This window comes from Pseudomonas sp. MYb327 (assembly GCF_040438925.1).
GTDB lineage: Bacteria > Pseudomonadota > Gammaproteobacteria > Pseudomonadales > Pseudomonadaceae > Aquipseudomonas.
Genome location: NZ_CP159258.1, coordinates 5,604,310 through 5,627,113, shown reverse-complemented (window position 1 = coordinate 5,627,113; position 22,804 = coordinate 5,604,310). Strand labels below are relative to the sequence as shown.

Genomic DNA, 22,804 nt, shown 5'->3' with positions numbered 1-22,804 from the left:
GCCAGCAAGCCGGCTCCTACAGGTGGCAGGCTTAGAAATCCTTGCACAACCGCAACGCGTCGTAGATCGCCGCGTGCACGTTGCGCTGGGCCACGCAGTCACCGATGCGGAACAGCAAATAGCCGTCACCGCTCTGTTCCAGGCAAGGTTGCGGCTTGATCGCGAACAAGGCTTCGACGTCGATCTGGCCTTTGTTGCGCGAGCCTTCCTTCATTGCGTAGTAGATTTCTTCGTCCGGGCGCACGCCGTTTTCGATGACCACCTGGTCCACCACCCGCTCCTCTTTGGCGCCGGTGTATTCGTTTTCCAGTACCGCGACGAGCTTGTCGCCTTCGCGGTAGACCTTCTCCAGCATCATGTCGCCGGTCATGATCACTTCTTTGGGGTACATGCTGCGGTAGTAAGTCGGGAACGACGTACCACCGATGGCCACGCCCGGCTTGATGTCGTCGGTGACGATCTCGACCTGGCTGCCCTTGTCGGCGATGAAGTCGGCGGTCGACATGCCGGTGAATTCGCAAATGGTGTCGTAGACCAGCACGTTCTTGCCCGGCGCCACTTTGCCGTCGAGGATGTCCCAACTGCTGACCACCAGGCCTTCAGCCGCGCCCCAGTGCTCGTTCTGCTCGATGAACGGATGACCGCCGACGGCCAGCACCACCACGTCTGGACGCAGGTCCATGATGGTCGGCGCATCCGCCGCGGTGCCCAGGCGCAGATCGACTTTCAAGCGCGCCAGTTCCAGCTGATACCAGCGGGTGATACCGGCGATCTGGTCCCGCTGCGGTGCTCTCGAGGCCGTGGTGATTTGCCCGCCGATGAATTCTTTCTTTTCGAACAGCGTCACGTCGTGGCCACGTTCGGCAGCCACTCGAGCCGCTTCCATCCCCGCAGGACCTGCACCGACCACCACGACTTTACGTTTCACGCCGGTGGTTTTCTCGATGATGTGCGGCAGGCCCATGTATTCACGGGACGTCGCGGCGTTCTGGATGCACAGCACGTCCAGGCCTTGGTACTGACGGTCAATGCAGTAGTTGGCACCGACGCACTGCTTGATCTGGTCGATGTGGCCCATCTTGATCTTGGCGATCAGGTGCGGGTCGGCGATGTGCGCGCGGGTCATGCCGACCATGTCGACGTAACCGCCCTCCAGAATGCGCGTGGCCTGGTTCGGGTCCTTGATGTTCTGCGCGTGCAGCACCGGAACCTTGACCACTTCCTTGATGCCGGCCGCCAGGTGCAGGAACGGCTCCGGCGGGTAGCTCATGTTCGGAATCACGTTGGCCAGGGTGTTGTGGGTGTCACAACCCGAGCCGACGACGCCGAGGAAATCGAGCATGCCGGTGTCGTCGTAGTACTTGGCGATCTGCTTCATGTCTTCGTGGGACAGACCATCCGGGTGGAACTCGTCACCGCAGATGCGCATTCCCACGCAGAAGTCGTCACCGACCTCGGCGCGCACGGCTTTCAAGACTTCCAGGCCGAATTTCATACGGCCTTCAAAGGTGCCGCCCCATTCGTCGGTACGCTTGTTGACGCGCGGGCTCCAGAACTGGTCGATCATGTGCTGGTGCACCGCCGACAATTCCACGCCGTCCAGGCCACCGGCCTTGGCGCGACGTGCAGCCTGTGCGTAGTTACCAATCACCCGCCAGATTTCTTCCGGCTCGATGGTCTTGCAGGTGGCACGGTGCACCGGCTCGCGCACGCCCGATGGCGACATCAGGGTTGGCCAGTTGAAGCCGTCCCAACGCGAGCGACGGCCCATGTGGGTAATCTGGATCATGATCTTGGCGCCGTGCTTGTGCATGGCGTCGGCCAGATTCTGGAAATGCGGAATGATGCGGTCGGTGGACAGGTTCACCGAGCTCCACCATTCCTGCGGGCTGTCGATGGCTACCACGGACGAGCCGCCGCAGATCGCCAGGCCGATCCCGCCCTTGGCCTTCTCTTCGTAATACTTGACGTACCGGTCGGTGGTCATGCCGCCGTCGGTCGCGTAGACCTCGGCGTGCGCGGTGCTGAGCACACGGTTGCGGATGGTCAGTTTGCCGATCTGGATCGGCTGGAACATTGCTTCGAAAGCCATGGCGGGTTCCTCGACTTACAACGGCTTGACGATGAACAAGCCGTCTTCGTGGCCCTCTTCGGAGCCACCGTAGACTTGCTCGGCCACGGTGCGAATCTGGCTGCCGCGGGCGGCGAGGATCTGGTCCATCGCGCCGGCAAACCAGCCGGTGAACATGTAGTCGACCTTGCGCCCGACCTTGCCGTACACGTAGACGAAAGCGGAGTGTTCGAGCTTGACGCTGGCGGTGCCTTTGTCGAGGTCAATGTCCTGGATCTTGAACAGGCCCCAGCCGCGTTGCGACAGACGCTTCATGTAGTGCTCGAACACCGCGACGCCTTCCAGGCCGTGGCATTCAGCCTCTTTTTCGCACCAATGCCAGGCGGATTTGTAGCCGGCCTTGTAGAGGATTTCGGCGTAGGCGTCAGCGCCCAGCACTTCCTCGATGCCCATGTGGTTGTTAACGAAGAAATGGCGCGGCACATACAGCATCGGCAGGGCGTCGGAGGTCCAGACACCGGTCTCGCTGTCGACTTCGATAGGCAATTGTGGGGCGATCTTGGCCATGGAAACTTAACTCCAGAAAATTCGTTGTGTTGCCTGCGGCACGGACGGCCGCAGGAAAGGAATCAGAAGTGCGGCGGCTTATTCGCCCCAGACATCTTTCAAGACGTTCACCCAGTTTTCGCCCATGATCTTGCGCACCACGCGCTCGGAATGACCGCGCTTGAGCAGGGTTTCGGTGAGGTTCGGGAACTCGCCGACGGTGCGGATGCCCAGCGGGTTGATGATCTTGCCGAAGCTGGTCAGGCGGCGGGCGTAGCCCTTGTCGTGGGTCAGGTATTCGAAGAAGTCCTGGCCATGGCCCTGGGTGAAGTCAGTGCCGATGCCGATGGCGTCTTCGCCGACGATGTTCATGGTGTATTCGATGGCTTCGGCATAGTCGTCGATGGTCGAATCGATGCCCTTGGCCAGGAACGGCGCGAACATGGTCACGCCGACGAAGCCGCCGTGGTCGGCGATGAACTTCAGTTCTTCATCGGACTTGTTGCGCGGGTGGATTTTCAGGCCCGACGGCAGGCAGTGGGAGTAGCACACCGGTTTCTTCGATTCGAGGATGACTTCCTCGGAAGTCTTGGAGCCGACGTGGGACAGGTCGCACATCACGCCAACGCGGTTCATTTCGGCAACGATTTCACGACCGAAGCCCGACAGGCCGCCATCACGCTCGTAGCAACCGGTGCCCACGAGGTTCTGGGTGTTGTAGCACATCTGCACGATACCGACGCCGAGCTGCTTGAACACCTCGACATAGCCGATCTGGTCTTCAAACGCGTGGGCATTCTGGAAGCCGAAAAGGATGCCGGTCTTGCCCTGCTCCTTGGCCTTGCGGATGTCGGCAGTGGTACGCACCGGAATCACCAGGTCGCTGTTCTCGCGAATCAGTTTCTGGCTGGCGGCGATGTTATTGACGGTGGCCTGGAAGCCCTCCCACACCGACACGGTGCAGTTGGCCGCGGTCAGACCGCCCTTGCGCATGTCTTCGAACAGCTCACGGTTCCACTTGGCAATAATCAGCCCGTCGATAACGATGCTGTCGGCGTGCAATTCGGCTGGGCTCATCAGGCTGTCCCCTTATTAGCGATTCATGCGCCGAATCGTCTGCCGGCGCTTTGGGGCCAGCATATGCCTGAGGACCGGGGCGACCCGGTGCAAAAACGACAGGGGGTTTGCCGAAAGCGTCAATCTGCGACAAAGGGTCGTCGCCGGGCGTAATCAGTGCCCTGTTCAAGCCCTCGCGCTTGGGCCAGAATTCGCCGCATTACTAAATTTGGGGCGATGTAATGAAATCGATCTTCCTGGCTTTGGCACTGATAGCGACTGGCGTACACGCGGCTGAAGAAGCCGACGACAACCCCTGCGACAAAGTCGAAAACGACATCCAGACCCTGGAATGCTCGGCCTTCAGCAAAACCACCGCCGAAGACCTGCTGAGCGAAAACTACAAAAGTCTGAATGAGCGCATGCAGTCGCTCTACGGCAAGAACCCGTCGCAACTGACCGACATCACCGCCAAAATCAAAGCCGCCCAACAACAATGGCTGAAAACCCGCGACGCCGACTGCGCCGTCGAAGCCTTCCCGACCACGTCGGGCAGCAAGGCGTTCACGATTGCGCAGAATGATTGCGTGGCAAGGATGAGTGACGAGCGGTCGGAGTTTTTGGAGTCGATTGGGCAGGAGTAACGTCACCGCCAGTCAACTTGAGCTGTAAGCTGCACGCCATCAGCCAGAAAAGGGATTCAACATGAAAGTCTGCGGCATCGAAATCAAAGGCAGCGAAGCGATCATCGCCGTGGCCGACCTCGAAGGCTCGGCTTTGAGCCATGTCGCACTCGCCACCAAGAAAATCGCCCTGGACGATGACGACGAAGCCGCCAACGTCAAAGTCTTTGCGGCTCAGGTTGCTTCGTTTGTGCGCGAGAATTCGGTTGATCGGATCGCGATCAAGAAGCGCAGCAAGAAAGGTGAGTTCGCCGGCGGGCCGACGACGTTCAAGATCGAGGGTATTTTCCAGTTGCTGGAGAATTGTGAGGTGACGCTGTTGTCGCCACAGACGATCAATGCGCAAGCCAAGAAGCACGGTTTTGAGCCGCCTGCGACGCTGAACAAGTATCAGCATGAGGCGTACAAGGCGGCGTGTTCGGCGTTGATGAAGAAGTAACCGCATCACACTCTGTAGGAGCCGGCTTGCTGGCGATAGCGGTGTATCAGTCAATCAGGATGCTGACGGATATACCGCTATCGCTGGCAAGCCAGCTCCTACAAGGGCCTCAATTGTTCATGCTTTTGCGGTGCGCCGGTCTTCCCGAGGGCACCGCTCATATTTCGCCCGATAACTGCGGGTGAAATACGACGGCGATTCAAACCCGCAGGCAATGCTCACTTCCAGCACGCTCATGTCGGTCTGTCGCAGCAACTGCCGCGCTTTTTCCAGCCTTAATTGCAGATAGAAATTACTCGGTGTGTCATTCAAATGCAGGCGAAACAGCCGTTCGAGCTGACGCCGTGTCACCTTGATCGATTCCGCCAGTTCCAGCGTGCTCAGCGGCGGTTCGCTGTGTTGCTCCATCTCGCCGATTACTTGCACCAGTTTCTTGTTGCGGATGCCATACCGGGTGGCGACTTCCATGCGCTGGTGGTCTTTGCGCGGGCGAATTCGGCCGAGCACGAATTGTTCGCTGACCTGGATCGCCAGGTCCGGGCCGTGGGCCTGGGCGATCAGATCCAGCATTAAATCGATCGAAGCGGTTCCGCCAGCAGAAGTGATGCGCCGACGATCGATCTCGAACAACTCCTGGGTGACGCTGAGCTGCGGATAGGACTCCTTGAAGGCGTCGATGGCCTCCCAGTGCAGGGTCAGGCGATGGCCGTCGAGCAACCCCGCCTCGGCGAGAATGAAACTACCGGTGTCGATGGCGCCGAGGGTCACGCCTTCGTTGTCCAGTCGCCGCAGCCAGTGCTCCAGCGAGGGAGTGGCGAATTTCAGCGGTTCGAAACCGGCGACCACCAATAGGGTCGCGCCCTTCTTCAGCGGCTCCAGCGCCGCATCGGCGTTGACCGACATGCCGTTGCTGGCCAAAACCGCGCCACCGTCGGCGCTCAGCACATGCCAGCGATACAGCTCGCCTCGGAAACGGTTGGCGACTCGCAGCGGCTCGATGGCCGAGATAAATCCAATGGCCGAGAAACCCGGCATCAACAAGAAATAGAAATCCTGGGACATTGAGCGCACTCGGTTGACGGGCAGCGTGAGAGTGTTGATACGCCACTTGCCACAGGCATTCAAGAGCACAGGTCGCTGCAGTGCAAGTGCTGGTCGCCGCAGTGCGCTTTCATGGCTGATTTGCTGCGTAACGTGTCATCACCGGCGCACAAAGACGACCGGACCCACAATAATGAAACTGCCGAGGAACCTGAGAATGAAACGACTGATCAGCAGCTGTGTTCTTGCACTCAGTGGTACCGCTTTGCTGAGCGCCAGCGTCATGGCCGCCGAACCCGCTTCTTGCCAAAATGTGCGCATGGGCGTGGTGAACTGGACCGACGTAATCGCCACCAGCGCGATGACCCAGGTATTGCTCGATGGCCTCGGCTACAACACCAAACAAACCAGCGCCTCCCAGCAAATCATCTTCGCCGGGATCCGCGATCAGCGTCTGGACCTGTTCCTGGGTTACTGGAACCCGCTGATGACCCAGACCATCACCCCGTTCGTCGACGCCAACCAGGTCAAGGTCCTTGAAGCGCCCAGCCTGAAAGACGCCCGCGCTACCCTTGCCGTGCCGACTTACCTCGCCGACAAGGGCCTGAAAACCTTCGCCGACATCGCCAAGTTCGAAAAAGAACTGGGCGGCAAGATCTACGGCATCGAACCTGGCTCGGGCGCCAACACCCAGATCAAGGCGATGATCGCCAAGAACCAGTTCGGCCTTGGCAAGTTTCAGCTGGTTGAATCCAGCGAAGCCGGCATGCTCGCGGCGGTTGATCGCGCCGTGCGCCGCAAGGAAGCCGTGGTGTTCTTCGGCTGGGCACCGCACCCGATGAACGTCAACGTGCAAATGACTTACCTCACCGGCAGCGAAGACGCCCTTGGCCCGGATGAAGGCATGGCCACGGTGTGGACGGTCACCGCGCCGAAATACGCCGAGCAATGCCCGAACATCGGTCGCCTGCTGAGCAACCTGACATTCACCGCCGAAGACGAGAGCCGGATGATGCAGCCGCTGCTGGATCACAAGGACGCCTTCGAATCGGCGAAGCAATGGCTGAAAGATCACCCGCAAGACAAGCAGCGCTGGCTCGAAGGCGTCACCACCTTCGATGGCAAACCAGCGGCTGAAAACCTGAAACTGACCAGCAAATAAATCTCATCTGAACCACCGATTCGCAGCCCGACAGGGCTGCGGACGGGACCATTACGCCTGAAGGAAACCGCCTCATGAACCACGACGTCATCATCACCTGCGCACTCACCGGTGCTGGCGACACGACCGCCAAGAGCCCACACGTGCCGGTCACCCCGAAACAAATCGCCGCTGCCGCCGTAGAAGCCGCCAAGGCCGGTGCCACCGTGGTGCACTGCCACGTTCGCGACCCGCAAACCGGCAAGTTCAGCCGTGACGTTGCGCTGTACCGCGAGGTGATGGAGCGCATTCGTGAGGCCGACGTCGACATCATCGTCAACCTCACCGCCGGCATGGGCGGCGACCTGGAAATCGGCGCCGGCGAGAACCCGATGGAGTTCGGCCCGAACACTGACCTGGTCGGCCCGCTGACCCGTCTGGCCCACGTTGAAGAATTGCTGCCGGAAATCTGCACCCTCGATTGCGGCACCCTGAACTTCGGCGACGGTGACACCATTTACGTGTCCACTCCGGCCCAGCTGCGTGCTGGCGCCAAACGCATTCAAGAGCTGGGCGTGAAGGCCGAGCTGGAAATTTTCGACACCGGTCACCTGTGGTTCGCCAAGCAGATGATCAAGGAAGGCCTGCTCGACAACCCGCTGTTCCAGCTCTGCCTGGGCATCCCGTGGGGCGCGCCGGCGGACACCACTACCATGAAGGCCATGGTCGACAACCTGCCCGCCGATGCGGTCTGGGCCGGTTTTGGCATCGGCCGCATGCAAATGCCGATGGCCGCGCAAGCCGTGTTGCTGGGCGGCAACGTGCGCGTCGGGCTGGAAGACAATCTGTGGCTGGACAAGGGCGTGCTGGCGACCAACGGCCAATTGGTCGAACGCGCCAGCGAAATCCTCAGCCGCCTCGGCGCCCGCGTGCTGACTCCGGCTGAAGGCCGCAAAAAGATGGGCCTGACCCAGCGCGGTTAATTAGAACGCCACCCTTTGTAGGAGCCGGCTTGCTGGCGATTACGGTCGGGCATTCGAAATAAACGTCGACTGTTACACCGCAAATCGCCAGCAAGCCGGCTCCTACGGGGATCATCGATTTTTTCAGGAAGTTGCCATGACCTTCATTACCGAAATCAAAACCTTCGCTGCCCTGGGCAGCGGTGTCATCGGCAGCGGCTGGGTGTCCCGCGCCCTCGCCCACGGCCTCGACGTGGTGGCCTGGGACCCGGCGCCCGGCGCCGAAGCCGCCCTGCGCAAACGCGTCGCCAATGCCTGGGGTGCGCTGGAGAAACAAGGCCTGGCGCCTGGCGCGTCGCAAGATCGCCTGCGTTTTGTCGCGACCATCGAAGAATGCGTGCGCGACGCCGACTTCATCCAGGAAAGCGCTCCGGAACGCCTGGAGCTGAAACTGGAACTGCACAGCAAGATCAGCGCAGCGGCCAAGCCCAATGCCCTGATCGGCTCCAGCACCTCCGGCCTGCTGCCCAGCGAATTCTACGAGAGCGCCACGCACCCTGAACGCTGCGTGGTCGGGCACCCTTTCAACCCGGTGTATCTGCTGCCATTGGTGGAAGTGGTTGGCGGCAAAAACACTGCACCTGAAGCCGTGCAAGCGGCGATGAAAGTCTATGAATCCCTCGGCATGCGCCCGCTGCATGTGCGCAAGGAAGTACCGGGTTTCATCGCCGACCGTTTGCTCGAAGCGTTGTGGCGCGAGGCGCTGCACCTGGTCAACGACGGCGTGGCGACCACTGGCGAAATCGACGATGCGATCCGTTTTGGCGCCGGTCTGCGCTGGTCGTTCATGGGCACATTCCTGACCTACACTCTGGCCGGCGGCGATGCCGGCATGCGCCACTTCATGGCGCAATTCGGCCCGGCGTTGCAGTTGCCCTGGACTTATCTGCCGGCGCCGGAACTGACCGACAAGTTGATCGACGATGTCGTCGATGGCACCAGCGATCAACTTGGCAAACACAGCATTTCGGCGCTGGAGCGCTATCGTGATGACTGCCTGCTGGCGGTGCTGGAGGCGGTGAAGACCACCAAAGAGAAGCATGGGATGGCGTTTGCCGAATAAGCAACACCGCTCTCTGTAGGAGCCGGCTTGCTGGCGATCCAGGCCACGCGATGCATCAGGTGTACCGCGTTATCGTTTATCGCCAGCAAGCCGGCTCCTACAGGTTTTGATGACTTCAGGATTTGATGACATGCCCACCCTCACCACCTACCAGACAAAAATCATCACCGACTGGGTCGACTACAACGGCCACCTGCGCGACGCCTTTTACCTGCTGATCTTCAGCTACGCCACCGACGCGCTGATGGATCGCCTCGGCATGGACAGCAACAACCGCGAAGCCAGCGGCCACTCGCTGTTCACCCTGGAACTGCACCTCAATTACCTGCATGAAGTGAAACTCGACGCCGACGTTGAAGTGCGCACGCAGATCATCGGCCACGACAGCAAACGCCTGCACCTCTATCACAGCCTGCATCTGGTCGGTGACGACAAGGAGCTGGCCGGTAACGAGCAAATGCTGCTGCACGTGGATTTGGCCGGGCCGCGTTCTACTCCGTTCAGCGAAGCAACGTTGGGCAAACTGCAAGCCATTGTCGCCGAACAGTCCGACCTGCCAACCCCCGCTTACGTCGGCCGAGTGATCGCACTGCCGCCAAAAAAATAACAAGGAGATCGCCATTGAACACCGCCGCTGCTTTTGCCGACTTCCGTACTTATCCGTTGATCAGCGCGCTGACAGGCGTGCAGGCCATGGCGGATCGTGTTCTGGTGAAGTGGGCTGACAACCGCGTCAGTCCCTTCCATCATCAATGGCTGCGGGACAATTGCCCGTGCCCGCAATGCGTGTACACGGTGACCCGCGAGCAGGTACTGGAAATCGTCGACGTGCCGGAAAACCTGACACCCACCGAAACCTGTGTCGATGCTGAAGGCTGCCTGTGCGTGCAGTGGCAGGACGGCCACCTCAGCCGTTTCGATCCCGGCTGGTTGCGCGCCCACGCTTACGACGATGAATCCCGTGCCGAACGCCGCGCAGGCAAGCCGAAAGCCAGGCTCTGGCGCAGTGATTTGCAGCTTCCAGTGTTCGATTACCAAGCGCTGATAAACGACAACGACGCCTTGTTGCAATGGCTGCTGGCGGTGCGCGACGTCGGGCTGACTCAAGTCCGTGGCGTGCCGACCGAACCCGGCTCCTTGAAGTTGATCGCCCAGCGCATCTCCTTCATCCGCGAAAGCAATTTCGGCGTGCTGTTCAACGTGCAATCCAAGGCTGACGCCGACAGTAACGCCTACACCGCGTTCAACCTGCCGCTTCACAGCGATTTGCCGACTCGCGAATTACAACCCGGCCTGCAATTCCTCCATTGCCTGATCAATGACGCCGAGGGTGGCGAGAGCATTTTTGTCGACGGTTTTGCCATCGCCGAGTCGTTACGCCTGGAAGATCCCGAGTCGTTCAAAAGTCTCTGCGAGGTCCCCGTGGAATTCCGCAATAAAGACCGCCACAGCGACTACCGCTGCCTCGCGCCGATCATTGCGCTGGATGCCTTGGGGCAGGTGTCGGAAATTCGCATGGCAAACTTTTTGCGGGGTCCGTTTGATGCCTCGGTGGAGCAGATGCCCAAGCTCTATCGCGCATATCGACGGTTTATTGCGATGACTCGCGAGCCTCGGTTCAGGCTGATGCAAAGGCTCAATCCCGGCGAGCTGTGGTGCTTCGACAACCGCCGCACTTTGCATGCGCGTAACGCGTTTGACCCGGCCACCGGGGCGCGGCATTTCCAGGGGTGTTATGTCGACCGGGATGAGCTGTTGTCGCGCATTCTGGTGTTGCAACGCTAGACCGCGCCATCGTTCATCGCTGGCAAGCCAGCTCCTAAAGGCTTACGCGAACCTTGTAGGAGCTGGCTTGCCAGCGATTGCGTTTTGCAGCCAAAAAAAACCCCGATCAAGCCGTGACAAGATCGGAGCTGAGGAGGGTACTGTTGAGGAGCCGTTGCGCGAGGGTGACCAAACCTTCGTGAAGCGAGCTGGGTCCAGTGTGCCAACTCTCTTCGCCGGCAAATTGCCCGAAAACGACCTGTTCGTAGTCATTGCGGCCATTGCGACAAATCGCCCTTGCCGCCACCCTTTGCCACTACCAGAATCGAGCCACGACACCGTTCCCTGAAGAAGGATTGCGTCATGATGTACGCCGATTTGATAGACCAGGAAGACCTGTTGGGCCAACTGAAAGCGTTGGGATTTCAAGTGCCGAGCGGCGCCACGGCCGAGCAGGCTTGTGAATGTGCAGTGCGGGGTTTGAACAACGAACGAGCTATCGTGCTGCGGACCATGGTCAAGCAGATGTACACCAGCAGCGCGACGATTCTGCCGGCGGTGCGCCAGGCGATCGACAAGCAGTTGTTGCCGGCGTTGGCGGAGTTTCAGCAGAGCCGTAGCGCCTGATGGCCGAGGTGTAACAACTCTGTGGCGAGGGAGCAAGCTTCCTCGCCACAAAAGTGCCTCTGCTTTAGAGCCTTACGCTAGCAAACGTCGACTCATTGCGCGCCTGGCTCAACGCCGACAATGGCCCGGACAGCGGCGACAGCACCAGCGCTTGTGGCAGCGGCATCATCGCCACTTGCTGCGTGGTGTTGGAACCTACGCGCTCGTCACGCGGCGGAATGCCGAAGTATTCGCGGTAGCACTTGGAGAAGTGCGGCGTGGACACAAAACCACACACCGACGCCACTTCGATGATCGACATCGGCGTTTGCTTGAGCAGTTGACGCGCACGGATAAGGCGCAACTTGAGGTAGTAACGCGACGGCGAACAGTGCAGGTACTTCTGGAACAGGCGCTCGAGCTGACGACGGGAGACCGCGACATACACCGCCAGCTCGTCGAGGTCGATCGGCTCTTCAAGGTTGGCCTCCATCAGCGCGACGATTTCCTGCAACTTCGGCTGATTGGTGCCGAGCATGTGCTTGAGCGGCACGCGCTGGTGATCCTGTTCGTTACGGATGCGCTCGTAGACGAACATCTCCGAAATCGCGGCTGAAAGTTCGCGACCGTGATCGCGACTGATCAGGTGCAGCATCATGTCCAGCGGCGCCGTGCCACCAGAGCTGGTGAAGCGGTTACGGTCGAGGGTGAACAGACGAGTACTCATGGCCACACGCGGGAAAGCTTCCTGCATCGCCGCCAGACATTCCCAATGCACGCTGCAATCGAAACCGTCCAGCAGGCCGGCGCACGCCAGGGCCCAGCTGCCAGTACAGACCGCGCCTAGGCGACGGGACTGACGGGCCTGGCTTTGCAGCCAAGAAACGTGTTCGCGGGTAACAGTGCGTTGAATTCCGATACCGCCGCAGACAATCACGGTGTCCAGGGCGGGGGCTTTGTGCATGGAGGCATCGGGGGTGATTTGCAGACCGTCACTGGCCCAGACCTGACCGCCATCGACGGTGAGGGTGGTCCAGCGATACAACTCGCGACCGGACAATTGGTTGGCCATGCGCAGTGGTTCGACTGCGGAAGCCAGGGAAATCAGCGTGAAATTGTCCAGCAGCAAAAAGCCGATGGATTGAGGCGCACGGTTCTGGGGTTGGGCCCCGGAGTTGAACGACGTCATCGCGGTATCTCCTCACACAAAGCGGGTGATGGCCTCAGGCGGAGGCTCTTGTTATTGCCATCGTTCTCGCGTGAGAGACGGGCTTTGTAATGACAGAGCAATTGCCATGCCTAAATTTGAATGTGCGTTCAATAACTCCTAAAAACGACGTCGGAATGTGTCTATATAAGACGCGCAGGGAGCAGGGGTTATAAGTGCCATCAGCGGCGGCAAATGCCCTGCTCCGTTGCCTGTGAGCAAATCGGTAGCACTTGTGGGAACAGGGCTGCGAGCAACCCGGAAAGAGTGTCACCGCAGGCACAGGTGACGGATGGTCAGGGTCAGGTCGTTCCTGATATTGGGGTCAATTACTTATCTGTAAGCGACGCGCCAAAAGGTGGCGCGCCTGGGATCACGTGTTCACTTAGCGCGCAGTTTTGACTGGTCTGGCCGCTATCTGTAGGAGCCGGCTTGCTGGCGATACATTCAACGCGGTGCATCAGGAAATCCGCGTTATCGTTCATCGCCGGCAAGCCGGCTCCTACAGGGTTGTGGTGTGATCCAGATATCAGCAACACCAGAGAACCTGTGGGAGCTGGCTTGCCAGCGATTGGGGTCGACTCGGTCTCAACACTCCACAGCGCTAACGGCCAATCCACCCCGCGAAGTCTCTTTGTATTTGTCATGCATGTCGGCACCGGTATCACGCATCGTGCGAATCACCCGATCCAGCGAGATAAAGTGCTGACCATCACCGCGCAAGGCCATCTGCGCCGCATTGATCGCTTTCACCGCGGCAATCGCGTTGCGCTCGATGCACGGCACCTGCACCAACCCGCCCACCGGGTCGCAGGTCAGTCCAAGGTTATGTTCCAGACCAATTTCCGCCGCGTTGCACAATTGCTCCGGCGTGGCGCCGAGGATTTCCGCCAGCCCCGCCGCTGCCATGGCGCAGGCCGAGCCCACTTCACCCTGGCAGCCGACTTCGGCACCGGAGATCGAGGCGTTCTTCTTGCACAGGATTCCAACCGCTGCCGCACCGAGGAAGTAATCGACAACGTTGGCGTCGGTCACGTCTTCGCTGAACTTCATAAAGTAGTGCAACACCGCCGGAATGATCCCCGCCGCGCCATTGGTCGGCGCCGTGACCATGCGCCCACCGGCAGCGTTTTCTTCATTGACCGCCAGGGCGAACAGGTTGACCCACTCCATGGCGCTCAGCGTCGAGCCGATCACGTTGGGCTTGTTCAGTTCCTGCAAGCTGCGATGCAACTTGGCCGCACGTCGGCGCACGTTCAGGCCACCGGGCAGGATGCCCTCGTGCTTGAGGCCTTGCTCGACGCAATCCTGCATGGCGCGCCAGAGCGTCATCAAGCCGCTGCGAATTTCCTCTTCGCTGCGCCAGACCTTCTCGTTGGCCATCATCAAATCGGCCACGCGCAGGTTGTGCTTCTTGCACAGCTCCAGCAACTCGGCGGCGCTGGAGAAATCGTAAGGCAATACAGTGCGATCAAGGTCGACGACACCGCTTGAAGCCTGGGCTTCGTCGACGACAAAACCGCCGCCAACCGAATAGTAGGTATCGCGATACAACTCACCGTCATCGCCTTCGACAATCAAGGTCATGGCGTTGGGATGGAACGGCAGGTTTTCGTCGATCAGGCGCATGTCCCGAGTCCAGTTGAATGGCACCGACACGCGGCCGTCGAGCAACAGGGTGTCGGTTTCACGCAGGGTGGCGATGCGGATGCCGATTTGCGATGGATCGATCGCATCCGGCCACTCGCCCATTAGCCCCATGATCACCGCGTTGTCGCTGCCGTGGCCGATGCCGGTGGCGGACAACGAACCAAACAGCTGCACTTCGACACGCCGAACCTGATCAAGCAGCCCCCGCTCACGCAAACCCTGCACGAACAGCGCCGCCGCCCGCATAGGCCCCACGGTGTGCGAACTGGAAGGGCCGATACCGATTTTGAACAGGTCGAAAACACTGATAGCCATTGCTGCGTAACTCCTGGATGTGCCAACGCCAGGCGCAAAAGCGCCCGGTGACGGAGCTGCTACGCTCAAGCTGCAATCCGTCGGGATGGCCGCATCATCAGGCTTTTATCCCGTCGTTCGACGTCTCACACCGACGCACTCATGTCCACGAACGCCGCGTGTCTTTCACGTCGTGTTTGCGCCGTTTTCTTGCGGCTCAGACGGACAAAAGAGGCTGAAAAAAGCTGTAAACGACGTCACCGACACTGGATGCGACCATCCCTGTACTGGTTACGACGCACCCTGTAGGCGTCAGATTTTCACTGGTACATGATCGTATCGACTCGATTGCAAGGCGCCGTGGTAGAGCTGTCTCCAAAACGCCATCCAACCGCAACCTATAAGTGCGGTGGTTCCAGTCGGAAACACTGCCAAAAAAAACACCAAGGAGTCCATCCATGAAAGGTTCCCCGTCGTTGTTGTTGGCCGCCCTGCTTAGTCTGCCGGTTCTGGCGCAAGCCGCCGATCCGGCCCAATGCAACACCGTAAACTTCTCCGATGTCGGCTGGACCGACATTACCGCGACAACCGCGACCACCAGCGTCGTGCTCAACGCCCTCGGCTACAAGACCAAGACCACCATGATTTCCGTGCCGGTGACCTACAAGTCCCTGGCCGACGGCAAGAACATGGACGTGTTCCTCGGTAACTGGATGCCGACCATGGAAAACGACATCAAGGCCTACCGCGATGCCGGCACCGTGGAAACCGTGCGCACCAACCTCAAGGGCGCCAAGTACACCCTCGCTGTGCCCCAGGCGCTGTATGACAAAGGTCTGCATGATTTCGCCGACATCGCCAAGTTCAAGAAAGAACTCGACGGCAAGATCTACGGCATCGAACCGGGTAACGACGGCAACCGCCTGATCCAGAGTATGATCGACAAGAACGCCTTCGGCCTGAAGGACGCCGGCTTCAAGGTCGTTGAATCAAGCGAAGCGGGCATGCTGTCGCAGGTCGACCGCGCGCAAAAACGCGATACCGCCGTGGTGTTCCTGGGCTGGGCCCCGCACCCGATGAACAAGCGCTTCAAGATTCAATACCTGACCGGCGGCGACGATTTCTTCGGCCCCGATTTTGGTGCCGCCACCGTGGCGACCAACACCCGCAAAGGGTACGCCGAGGAATGCAGCAACGTCGGTCAGTTGCTGAAGAACCTGGAGTTCACCGTCGACATGGAAAGTGAACTGATGGGCAACATCCTGGACGACAAAATGAAGCCTGACGCGGCCGCCAAGGCCTGGCTGAAAAAGAATCCCCAGGTGCTCGATACCTGGCTCGCTGGCGTGACCACCATTGACGGTAAACCTGGCCTGGAGGCCGTGAAAGCCAAGCTGAATCAGTAATCGCTTACGCCGGACGGCTCCGGCCGTCCGGGCTGTTTATTTCCTTGCATGCGGACGTTCACTACCATGCTGATTGATCAGAAAATACCTCTAGGCCAGTACATCGCAGGCTTCGTTGAATGGTTGACGCAACACGGCGCCAACACCTTCGACGCAATTGCCGTGTCACTGGAAACGATGATCCACGGCGTGACGTTTGCGCTGACCTGGTTCAACCCGCTGGTCTTGATCGGCCTAATCGCAATACTTGCCCACTTCATCCAGCGCAAATGGGGCCTGACCGCCTTCGTCGTTGCCTCCTTTCTGCTGATCCTCAACCTGGGATACTGGCAGGAAACCATGGAAACCCTCGCCCAGGTGTTGTTCGCGACCCTGGTCTGCGTAGTCATCGGCGTACCGCTGGGTATCGTCGCCGCGCACAAACCGATGTTCTACACCATGATGCGTCCGGTGCTCGATCTGATGCAGACCGTGCCGACCTTCGTCTACCTCATTCCTACCCTGACCCTCTTCGGTCTGGGTGTGGTCCCCGGTCTGATCTCGACGGTGGTGTTCGCGATTGCCGCGCCCATCCGCCTGACTTACCTGGGCATCCGTGATGTCCCGCAAGAATTGATGGACGCCGGCAAGGCCTTTGGCTGCTCGCGACGCCAGCTGCTTTCGCGAATCGAACTGCCCCACGCCATGCCAAGCATCGCGGCCGGTATCACCCAGTGCATCATGCTGTCGTTGTCGATGGTGGTGATTGCGGCACTGGTGGGCGCCGACGGCCTGGGCAAACCCGTGGTCAACGCACTGAATACCGCTGATATCGCCCTGGGCTTCGAAGCAGGCCTGGCGATCGTACTGCTGGCGATCATGCTCGACCGTATCTGCAAACAACCCGACGCCAAAGTAGGGGGTGACGCATGAGCATAATTCGCTTCGAAGACGTCGACGTGATCTTCACCAAGGACCCGCGCGAAGCCTTGAAACTACTCGACCAGGGCATGACCCGCAGCGAGATCCTGAAAAAAACCGGGCAGATCGTTGGCGTGGAAAAGGCCAGCCTGGATGTCGAGAAAGGTGAAATTTGCGTGTTGATGGGCCTGTCCGGCTCTGGCAAATCCAGCCTGCTGCGCTGCATCAACGGCCTCAACACCGTCAGCCGCGGCAAGCTGTTCGTCGAGCACGAAGGCAAGCAGATCAACATTGCTTCCTGCACCCCGGCCGAACTGAAAATGATGCGCACCAAGCGCATCGCCATGGTGTTCCAGAAGTTCGCCCTGATGCCTTGGCTGACGGTGCGCGAGAACATCAGTTTCGGTCTGGAAATGCAGGGCCGTCCGGAGAAGGAACGCAAGAAACTGGTCGATGAAAAACTCGAGCTGGTGGGCCTGACCCAATGGCGCAACAAGAAACCCGATGAACTGTCCGGCGGTATGCAGCAGCGTGTGGGCCTGGCCCGTGCGCTGGCGATGGACGCCGACATTCTGCTGATGGACGAACCGTTCTCGGCGCTCGACCCGTTGATCCGCCAGGGCCTGCAGGACGAACTGCTGGAGCTGCAACGCAAGCTGAGCAAGACCATCGTGTTCGTGAGCCACGACCTCGATGAAGCCCTGAAGCTCGGCAGCCGTATCGCGATCATGAAAGACGGCCGGATCATCCAGTACAGCAAGCCGGAAGAAATCGTCCTCAACCCTGCCGACGATTACGTGCGCACCTTCGTGGCCCACACCAACCCACTGAACGTGCTGTGCGGTCGCAGCCTGATGCGCACCCTGGACAACTGCAAGCGCATCAACGGTTCGGTGTGCCTCGATCCGGGCGGTGATTCGTGGCTGGACCTGGCGGAAGGCAACACCATCAAGGGTGCACGTCAGAACGGTTCTGCCCTGGACTTGCAGAATTGGGTACCGGGCCAGGCGGTTGAAGGTCTGGGTCGTCGGCCAACGTTGGTGGATTCGAACATCGGCATGCGCGACGCGTTGCAGATTCGCTATCAGACTGGCAACAAACTGGTGCTACACGACAACAACCATGTGGTCGGGATTCTGGGAGACAGCGAGCTGTACCACGCACTGCTCGGCAAGAACCTGGGATAAAGGCAACAGACACAAAAACGCCGCGAGTGGATCGCGGCGTTTTTGTTTGAACAGATTATTTGTAATGACGCTATCCCTGTAGGAGCTGGCTTGCCAGCGATGGCGGCGTATCAGATACACCGCGGTGGGGCCATCGCTGGCAAGCCAGCTCCTACAAAGGCTGTGCGGTCACTCAGCTGTAAACCCGGCCAAGGAGCTGCCGATGGCTTTCAAACTGATCGAGCACGTCACGGGTGATCTGGTCCTGGGTGAAACCCATCAAATCGTAGTCCTGGCTGCCGTTGTGCAGGTACACCTCGGCGCGGTAGTAGCGCTGGCGCGCCTCATCGGGCCGCATTTCATCAGAGACGGCCGACTCGGTCGGCGTAGCCAGATAGCCATCCAGGCTGACTTCATAGACAAACGGGTTGCCCTCCTCCATCTCGACCCGCACGCCCATGCAACGCTTGGACTTGCCCAGCAGCGTCTGCACTTCCAGCCCTTGAGCACGCATTTGCGTGGTCGCATCCTGCAAGGCCGGGCTCACGTGCTTGTCCATGAAACGCTGCACCACCGATTGGCTCGGTTGCAGGTCCAGTTGCGTCAAACGCTCGCTGAAACCACGGCGACCACGTGCCGCCAATTCCGCTTGTTCCTGTTCGATCTGCACGTCCTGGCGCATCGCCTTATGCAGGCCGAACATGAAGCACACCAGCACCACCGAGAACGGCAGTCCGGCCAGCACCACCATGGTTTGCATGGCTTCGAAGTTACCGGCGAACAGCAGGCCGATGGTCACCAGGGTGATCACCACCGACCAGAAGATCCGCAGCCAGTGCGGCGCATCTTCGTCGACGTTACCGCCCTTGCAGGAAAGGTTGGCCATCATCACCGCGCCGGAATCCGCCGGGGTCAGAAACAGTACGAAACCGACGAAAATCGACACGCCGATCACCACCTTCGATGCCGGGTAATGCTCCAACAATTGGTAGATCGCCATGGACGGCTGTTCCAGCGCCGTTTTCCCAAGCTCAACCGCGCCGTGGTTCATCACCAGGTCCAGCGCCGAGTTACCGAAGATCGACAGCCACGCCAAAGTGAAGCCCAGCGGAATCAGCAGTACGCCAGCGACCAGTTCGCGCACCGTGCGACCACGGGAAATACGCGCGATGAACATGCCCACGAATGGCGCCCAGGAAATCCACCAGGCCCAGTAGAACAGGGTCCACAGACCCAACCAGCGGTCGGACTTCTCGCTGTCGCCTTCGTACACGTAGAGATCGAAGGTCTTCAGCACCACGCCGTTCAGGTAATCCCCGACGTTCTGCACAAAGCCGTTGAGCAGGTGCAAGGTCGGGCCGAACAACAGCACGAAAATCAGCAGGCCGCTGAACAGCACGATGTTGAGGTTGGACAGGCGACGAATACCGTTTTCCACACCCGACACGGCGGCGATGGTCGCCACGGTGCTCATCACGATGATCACGATCAGCAGGTTGGTGTTGCTGTGTTCCATGCCGAACAGGTTTTCCAGCCCGGACGACACCTGCAGCGAGCCAATGCCCAGGTTGGTGACCAGCCCCAGCAAAGTCACGAACATGCCAAAACCGTCTACCGCATGCCCGGCCGCGCCTTTGACCCAACGCTCGCCCACCAGCGGATACAACGCCGAACGCAACGCCAGCGGCTGATTATGACGGTAGGCAAAGTAAGCCACGGCCAGACCGACCAGTGCGTAGATCGCCCAGCCATGCAGACCCCAGTGCAGAAACGTCAGCTGAACGGCCTGACGTGCGGCGAGGTTGCTGGCGGCCACGCCTTCCGGCGGATTGAAATAGTGGTCGAGCGGCTCGGAGGCACCAAAGTACAGCAGCGAAATGCCGATACCCGACGAGAACAGCATCCCCGCCCAGGCGCCGTAGCTAAAGTCCGGGGTGTCGTCCTTGCTGCCCAGCTTGAGTTCGCCGTAGGACGAAAACGCCAGGCCAACCACAAAGATCAGATAGGCGGCGATCACTACCATGTAGTACCAGCCGAAGCTGCGGGACAACCAGGCTTGCGCCGTACCGAGCAGTCTGCCGGCCTCTTGCGGGGCAATGATCAGAATGGCGGTCAACAACAGAATCAACGCGGTAGAGGTGTAGAACACCCAACCGTTGACCGTCACCTTCTCGGGTGGGGTCTTTATAAGCGAGGCAGAACTCATGGCACAGATGCTCCGGGCAGTGCGAGAGAAGAACGCAAGACAAACGTGTTACCCGACTAATCGGTTAGTGGGCAGCCGACCAGCGGGTGATATAAAGACACCCCGAAAAAAGCCCGAAGCCCTGGAGACGCCTTGGCGTACAGGTTTCGAGCTGTTTCGGATGTCGGTTTTTCGCCATTTACACGTAGGAAAAATCTGTAAGCAGCGACGATTTGTCGCAGATCTTATTCTTTGTTGATTGAACGTTCAATCAAAACAAAATAGACTGGCCTCAAGCCGGTAGCCGTTTTACGTCTGCCGGAAGGCCTAAGGAGATGTGCAAGATGCCCAAGGTCGGTATGCAACCCATCCGTCGCCAGCAGTTGATCGAAGCCACATTGCTGGCGGTCGACCAGGTCGGAATGGGGGACGCCAGCATTGCGCTGATCGCCCGTTTGGCCGGTGTCTCGAACGGCATCATCAGTCATTACTTTCAGGACAAGAACGGCCTGATCGCTGCCACGGCGCAGTACCTGATGAGTGTCCTCAGCGAGAACGTCACCGCGCGCCGTCAGGCGCTGACAGATGACAGCCCGCGGGCGCATCTGCAGGTGATCATCGAAGGCAACTTCGACGCCAGCCAGGTCAATGGCCCGGCAATGAAAACCTGGCTGGCCTTTTGGGCCACCAGCATGCACCACCCGTCTTTGCACAGGTTGCAGCGGATCAACGATCACCGTCTGTATTCCAACCTGTGCTGCCAGTTCCGCCGCGTATTGCCGCTCGATGATGCGCGCAGTGCAGCCCGTGGCCTGGCAGCCCTCATTGACGGTTTGTGGTTGCGCGGCGCCCTGTCGGGAGATGCTTTCGACACTGAGCAAGCGCACCGGATCGCTTACGAATACATGGATTTCCAACTGGCCAAGCGGGTGAGTTAGAGCACACATAAACGCTCAACCACCGGACCGTGCCACCACTTATGCTCTTGCGAGGACTTTATGGCCCGTTTCGAATTGCAAAAACTCTACATCGATGGTGCTTACAGCGACGCCAGCAGCGACGCCACTTTCGAAGCCATCAACCCGGCTAACGGTGAAGTCCTCGCAAAAGTACAGCGCGCAACCAAGGAAGACGTCGAGCGCGCGGTAGTCAGCGCCGAAAAGGGCCAGAAAATCTGGGCTGCGATGACCGCCATGGAGCGTTCGCGCATCCTGCGTCGCGCGGTAGACATCCTGCGCGAGCGCAACGATGAACTGGCCGCCCTGGAAACCCTGGACACCGGCAAGTCGTACTCCGAAACCCGCTACGTCGACATCGTTACCGGCGCTGACGTGCTGGAGTACTACGCTGGCCTGGTTCCGGCCATCGAAGGCGAGCAGATCCCGCTGCGCACCACGTCGTTCGTCTACACCCGTCGCGAGCCGCTGGGCGTCGTGGCCGGTATCGGCGCGTGGAACTACCCGATCCAGATCGCCCTGTGGAAATCCGCTCCGGCTCTGGCGGCCGGTAACGCGATGATCTTCAAACCAAGCGAAGTCACTTCCCTGACCACGCTGAAACTGGCCGAGATCTACACCGAAGCCGGCCTGCCAGCGGGCGTGTTCAACGTTCTGACCGGCAGCGGCCGTGAAGTCGGCACCTGGCTGACAGAGCACCCACGCATCGAGAAAGTCTCGTTCACCGGCGGCACCGACACCGGCAAGAAAGTCATGGCCAGCGCTTCGAGCTCTTCGCTCAAGGACGTGACCATGGAACTGGGCGGCAAGTCGCCGCTGATCATCTGCGACGACGCCGACCTCGATCGCGCCGCCGACACCGCGATGATGGCCAACTTCTACAGCTCCGGCCAGGTCTGCACCAACGGCACTCGCGTGTTTGTACCGGCGCACCTGAAAGCCGCTTTCGAAGCCAAGATCGCTGAGCGCGTTGCACGCATCCGCATCGGCAACCCGGAAGACGAAAACACCAACTTCGGTCCGCTGGTGAGCTTCGCCCACATGGAAAGCGTGCTGGGCTACATCGCCAAGGGCAAAGAAGAAGGCGCACGCCTGCTGTGCGGCGGCGAGCGTCTGACTGAGGGCGAATTCGCCAAAGGTGCGTTCGTTGCTCCGACCGTGTTCACCGACTGCACCGACGACATGACCATCGTTCGTGAAGAAATCTTCGGCCCGGTGATGGCGATCCTGACCTACGAAACCGAAGAAGAAGTGATCCGCCGCGCCAACGACACCGACTTCGGCCTGGCCGCCGGTATCGTCACCAAGGACCTGAACCGCGCCCACCGCGTGATTCATCAACTGGAAGCCGGTATCTGCTGGATCAACGCCTGGGGCGAGTCCGACGCGAAGATGCCGGTTGGCGGCTACAAGCAGTCGGGTGTTGGTCGTGAGAACGGCATCAGCTCGCTGAACAACTTCACCCGCATCAAATCGGTACAGGTCGAGCTGGGCGATTACGCCTCGGTGTTCTAACCCGGGTTTTGTATTGCCCGTGAGGCCGCTTTCGCTGGCAAGCCAGCTCCTACAGGTTTGGCGTCGTTCGCCAAATCATCGGTTACCCCGATC

General features: G+C 59.7%; 20 protein-coding genes. 13 read left to right on the top strand and 7 right to left on the bottom strand.

The window, feature by feature from the left end; all coding sequences use genetic code 11:
- Nucleotides 1–31: 31 nt before the first annotated feature.
- The 3 genes from dgcA to ABVN21_RS25420 form a co-directional block, all read right to left on the bottom strand.
- A complete protein-coding gene (gene dgcA, locus ABVN21_RS25430) occupies nucleotides 32–2,092 on the bottom strand; it encodes a dimethylglycine demethylation protein DgcA (RefSeq protein WP_339554887.1) in 2,061 nt (686 codons plus the stop codon).
- Between the two features lie 15 nt (nucleotides 2,093–2,107).
- The gene (locus ABVN21_RS25425; RefSeq protein ID WP_075946228.1) at nucleotides 2,108–2,638 is read right to left on the bottom strand and encodes a DUF5943 domain-containing protein; all 531 of its coding nucleotides are present in this window, start codon (nucleotides 2,636–2,638) and stop codon (nucleotides 2,108–2,110) included.
- A 78-nt stretch (nucleotides 2,639–2,716) separates the two neighbouring features.
- Nucleotides 2,717–3,694, bottom strand: a complete 978-nt coding sequence (locus ABVN21_RS25420) for a dipeptidase (RefSeq protein ID WP_008033250.1) — start codon at nucleotides 3,692–3,694, stop codon at nucleotides 2,717–2,719.
- 221 nt (nucleotides 3,695–3,915) lie between these two features.
- Here ABVN21_RS25420 and ABVN21_RS25415 point away from each other — a divergent pair, with 221 nt between their 5' ends.
- Nucleotides 3,916–4,317 (top strand): lysozyme inhibitor LprI family protein, encoded by a 402-nt coding sequence (locus ABVN21_RS25415; RefSeq protein ID WP_339554888.1) that lies wholly within the window; start codon nucleotides 3,916–3,918, stop codon nucleotides 4,315–4,317.
- A gap of 61 nt (nucleotides 4,318–4,378) precedes the next feature.
- A complete protein-coding gene (locus ABVN21_RS25410) occupies nucleotides 4,379–4,795 on the top strand; it encodes a DUF3010 family protein (protein ID WP_339554889.1) in 417 nt (138 codons plus the stop codon).
- A gap of 117 nt (nucleotides 4,796–4,912) precedes the next feature.
- On the opposite strand, the gene ABVN21_RS25405 is transcribed toward ABVN21_RS25410, so the two are convergent.
- Entirely contained in the window at nucleotides 4,913–5,857 is a 945-nt protein-coding gene (locus ABVN21_RS25405) for a GlxA family transcriptional regulator (protein ID WP_339554890.1), read from the bottom strand.
- 196 nt (nucleotides 5,858–6,053) lie between these two features.
- Here ABVN21_RS25405 and ABVN21_RS25400 point away from each other — a divergent pair, with 196 nt between their 5' ends.
- The 6 genes from ABVN21_RS25400 to ABVN21_RS25375 all read left to right on the top strand — a co-directional run bounded on the left by ABVN21_RS25400 (nucleotide 6,054) and on the right by ABVN21_RS25375 (nucleotide 11,453).
- Entirely contained in the window at nucleotides 6,054–6,998 is a 945-nt protein-coding gene (locus ABVN21_RS25400) for a choline ABC transporter substrate-binding protein (RefSeq protein WP_339554891.1), read from the top strand.
- Between the two features lie 74 nt (nucleotides 6,999–7,072).
- Nucleotides 7,073–7,960, top strand: a complete 888-nt coding sequence (locus ABVN21_RS25395) for a 3-keto-5-aminohexanoate cleavage protein (protein WP_075946234.1) — start codon at nucleotides 7,073–7,075, stop codon at nucleotides 7,958–7,960.
- Between the two features lie 136 nt (nucleotides 7,961–8,096).
- Nucleotides 8,097–9,062, top strand: coding sequence for an L-carnitine dehydrogenase (locus ABVN21_RS25390; RefSeq protein WP_339554892.1), 966 nt, complete (start codon nucleotides 8,097–8,099; stop codon nucleotides 9,060–9,062).
- 130 nt (nucleotides 9,063–9,192) lie between these two features.
- The gene (locus ABVN21_RS25385; protein ID WP_339554893.1) at nucleotides 9,193–9,669 is read left to right on the top strand and encodes a thioesterase family protein; all 477 of its coding nucleotides are present in this window, start codon (nucleotides 9,193–9,195) and stop codon (nucleotides 9,667–9,669) included.
- Nucleotides 9,670–9,683: 14 nt separating this feature from the next.
- The gene (locus tag ABVN21_RS25380; RefSeq protein WP_339554894.1) at nucleotides 9,684–10,847 is read left to right on the top strand and encodes a gamma-butyrobetaine dioxygenase; all 1,164 of its coding nucleotides are present in this window, start codon (nucleotides 9,684–9,686) and stop codon (nucleotides 10,845–10,847) included.
- A gap of 342 nt (nucleotides 10,848–11,189) precedes the next feature.
- Nucleotides 11,190–11,453, top strand: a complete 264-nt coding sequence (locus ABVN21_RS25375) for a hypothetical protein (protein ID WP_339554895.1) — start codon at nucleotides 11,190–11,192, stop codon at nucleotides 11,451–11,453.
- A gap of 64 nt (nucleotides 11,454–11,517) precedes the next feature.
- Here the strand turns inward: ABVN21_RS25375 and ABVN21_RS25370 are convergent, their stop codons facing one another.
- On the bottom strand, nucleotides 11,518–12,621 hold the full coding sequence (locus tag ABVN21_RS25370) for a GlxA family transcriptional regulator (protein WP_150773583.1): 1,104 nt from the start codon (nucleotides 12,619–12,621) through the stop codon (nucleotides 11,518–11,520).
- Nucleotides 12,622–13,227: 606 nt separating this feature from the next.
- The gene (locus tag ABVN21_RS25365; RefSeq protein WP_339554896.1) at nucleotides 13,228–14,604 is read right to left on the bottom strand and encodes an L-serine ammonia-lyase; all 1,377 of its coding nucleotides are present in this window, start codon (nucleotides 14,602–14,604) and stop codon (nucleotides 13,228–13,230) included.
- Between the two features lie 437 nt (nucleotides 14,605–15,041).
- Between ABVN21_RS25365 and ABVN21_RS25360 the strand changes: the two genes are divergently transcribed.
- The 3 genes from ABVN21_RS25360 to choV all read left to right on the top strand — a co-directional run bounded on the left by ABVN21_RS25360 (nucleotide 15,042) and on the right by choV (nucleotide 18,076).
- Nucleotides 15,042–15,989: a choline ABC transporter substrate-binding protein gene (locus tag ABVN21_RS25360; RefSeq protein WP_339554897.1), complete on the top strand. Its 948-nt coding sequence runs from the start codon at nucleotides 15,042–15,044 to the stop codon at nucleotides 15,987–15,989.
- A gap of 66 nt (nucleotides 15,990–16,055) precedes the next feature.
- Nucleotides 16,056–16,901: a choline ABC transporter permease subunit gene (choW, locus tag ABVN21_RS25355; protein WP_034147473.1), complete on the top strand. Its 846-nt coding sequence runs from the start codon at nucleotides 16,056–16,058 to the stop codon at nucleotides 16,899–16,901.
- Entirely contained in the window at nucleotides 16,898–18,076 is a 1,179-nt protein-coding gene (gene choV / locus ABVN21_RS25350) for a choline ABC transporter ATP-binding protein (protein ID WP_339554898.1), read from the top strand. The genes choW and choV overlap by 4 nt, the downstream gene beginning before the upstream one ends.
- A 172-nt stretch (nucleotides 18,077–18,248) precedes the next feature.
- Here choV and ABVN21_RS25345 read toward each other — a convergent pair whose 3' ends face one another.
- On the bottom strand, nucleotides 18,249–20,204 hold the full coding sequence (locus ABVN21_RS25345) for a BCCT family transporter (protein ID WP_339556614.1): 1,956 nt from the start codon (nucleotides 20,202–20,204) through the stop codon (nucleotides 18,249–18,251).
- A 380-nt stretch (nucleotides 20,205–20,584) separates the two neighbouring features.
- Here ABVN21_RS25345 and betI point away from each other — a divergent pair, with 380 nt between their 5' ends.
- Both betI and betB read left to right on the top strand, forming a co-directional pair.
- Complete coding sequence (betI, locus tag ABVN21_RS25340; protein WP_027926636.1) at nucleotides 20,585–21,178, top strand: transcriptional regulator BetI; 594 nt, start codon at nucleotides 20,585–20,587, stop codon at nucleotides 21,176–21,178.
- A 60-nt stretch (nucleotides 21,179–21,238) separates the two neighbouring features.
- Nucleotides 21,239–22,711: a betaine-aldehyde dehydrogenase gene (gene betB, locus ABVN21_RS25335; RefSeq protein ID WP_339556593.1), complete on the top strand. Its 1,473-nt coding sequence runs from the start codon at nucleotides 21,239–21,241 to the stop codon at nucleotides 22,709–22,711.
- The last annotated feature ends 93 nt before the right edge of the window (nucleotides 22,712–22,804 follow it).

Bases quoted from the DNA above. Each gene is read 5' to 3' on its own strand.
- dgcA (WP_339554887.1), bottom strand. From the start codon at position 2,092: ATGGCTTTCGAAGCAATGTTCCAGCCGATCCAGATCGGCAAACTGACC.
- ABVN21_RS25425 (WP_075946228.1), bottom strand. From the start codon at position 2,638: ATGGCCAAGATCGCCCCACAATTGCCTATCGAAGTCGACAGCGAGACC.
- ABVN21_RS25420 (WP_008033250.1), bottom strand. From the start codon at position 3,694: ATGAGCCCAGCCGAATTGCACGCCGACAGCATCGTTATCGACGGGCTG.
- ABVN21_RS25415 (WP_339554888.1), top strand. From the start codon at position 3,916: ATGAAATCGATCTTCCTGGCTTTGGCACTGATAGCGACTGGCGTACAC.
- ABVN21_RS25410 (WP_339554889.1), top strand. From the start codon at position 4,379: ATGAAAGTCTGCGGCATCGAAATCAAAGGCAGCGAAGCGATCATCGCC.
- ABVN21_RS25405 (WP_339554890.1), bottom strand. From the start codon at position 5,857: ATGTCCCAGGATTTCTATTTCTTGTTGATGCCGGGTTTCTCGGCCATT.
- ABVN21_RS25400 (WP_339554891.1), top strand. From the start codon at position 6,054: ATGAAACGACTGATCAGCAGCTGTGTTCTTGCACTCAGTGGTACCGCT.
- ABVN21_RS25395 (WP_075946234.1), top strand. From the start codon at position 7,073: ATGAACCACGACGTCATCATCACCTGCGCACTCACCGGTGCTGGCGAC.
- ABVN21_RS25390 (WP_339554892.1), top strand. From the start codon at position 8,097: ATGACCTTCATTACCGAAATCAAAACCTTCGCTGCCCTGGGCAGCGGT.
- ABVN21_RS25385 (WP_339554893.1), top strand. From the start codon at position 9,193: ATGCCCACCCTCACCACCTACCAGACAAAAATCATCACCGACTGGGTC.
- ABVN21_RS25375 (WP_339554895.1), top strand. From the start codon at position 11,190: ATGATGTACGCCGATTTGATAGACCAGGAAGACCTGTTGGGCCAACTG.
- ABVN21_RS25370 (WP_150773583.1), bottom strand. From the start codon at position 12,621: ATGACGTCGTTCAACTCCGGGGCCCAACCCCAGAACCGTGCGCCTCAA.
- ABVN21_RS25365 (WP_339554896.1), bottom strand. From the start codon at position 14,604: ATGGCTATCAGTGTTTTCGACCTGTTCAAAATCGGTATCGGCCCTTCC.
- ABVN21_RS25360 (WP_339554897.1), top strand. From the start codon at position 15,042: ATGAAAGGTTCCCCGTCGTTGTTGTTGGCCGCCCTGCTTAGTCTGCCG.
- choW (WP_034147473.1), top strand. From the start codon at position 16,056: ATGCTGATTGATCAGAAAATACCTCTAGGCCAGTACATCGCAGGCTTC.
- choV (WP_339554898.1), top strand. From the start codon at position 16,898: ATGAGCATAATTCGCTTCGAAGACGTCGACGTGATCTTCACCAAGGAC.
- betI (WP_027926636.1), top strand. From the start codon at position 20,585: ATGCCCAAGGTCGGTATGCAACCCATCCGTCGCCAGCAGTTGATCGAA.
- betB (WP_339556593.1), top strand. From the start codon at position 21,239: ATGGCCCGTTTCGAATTGCAAAAACTCTACATCGATGGTGCTTACAGC.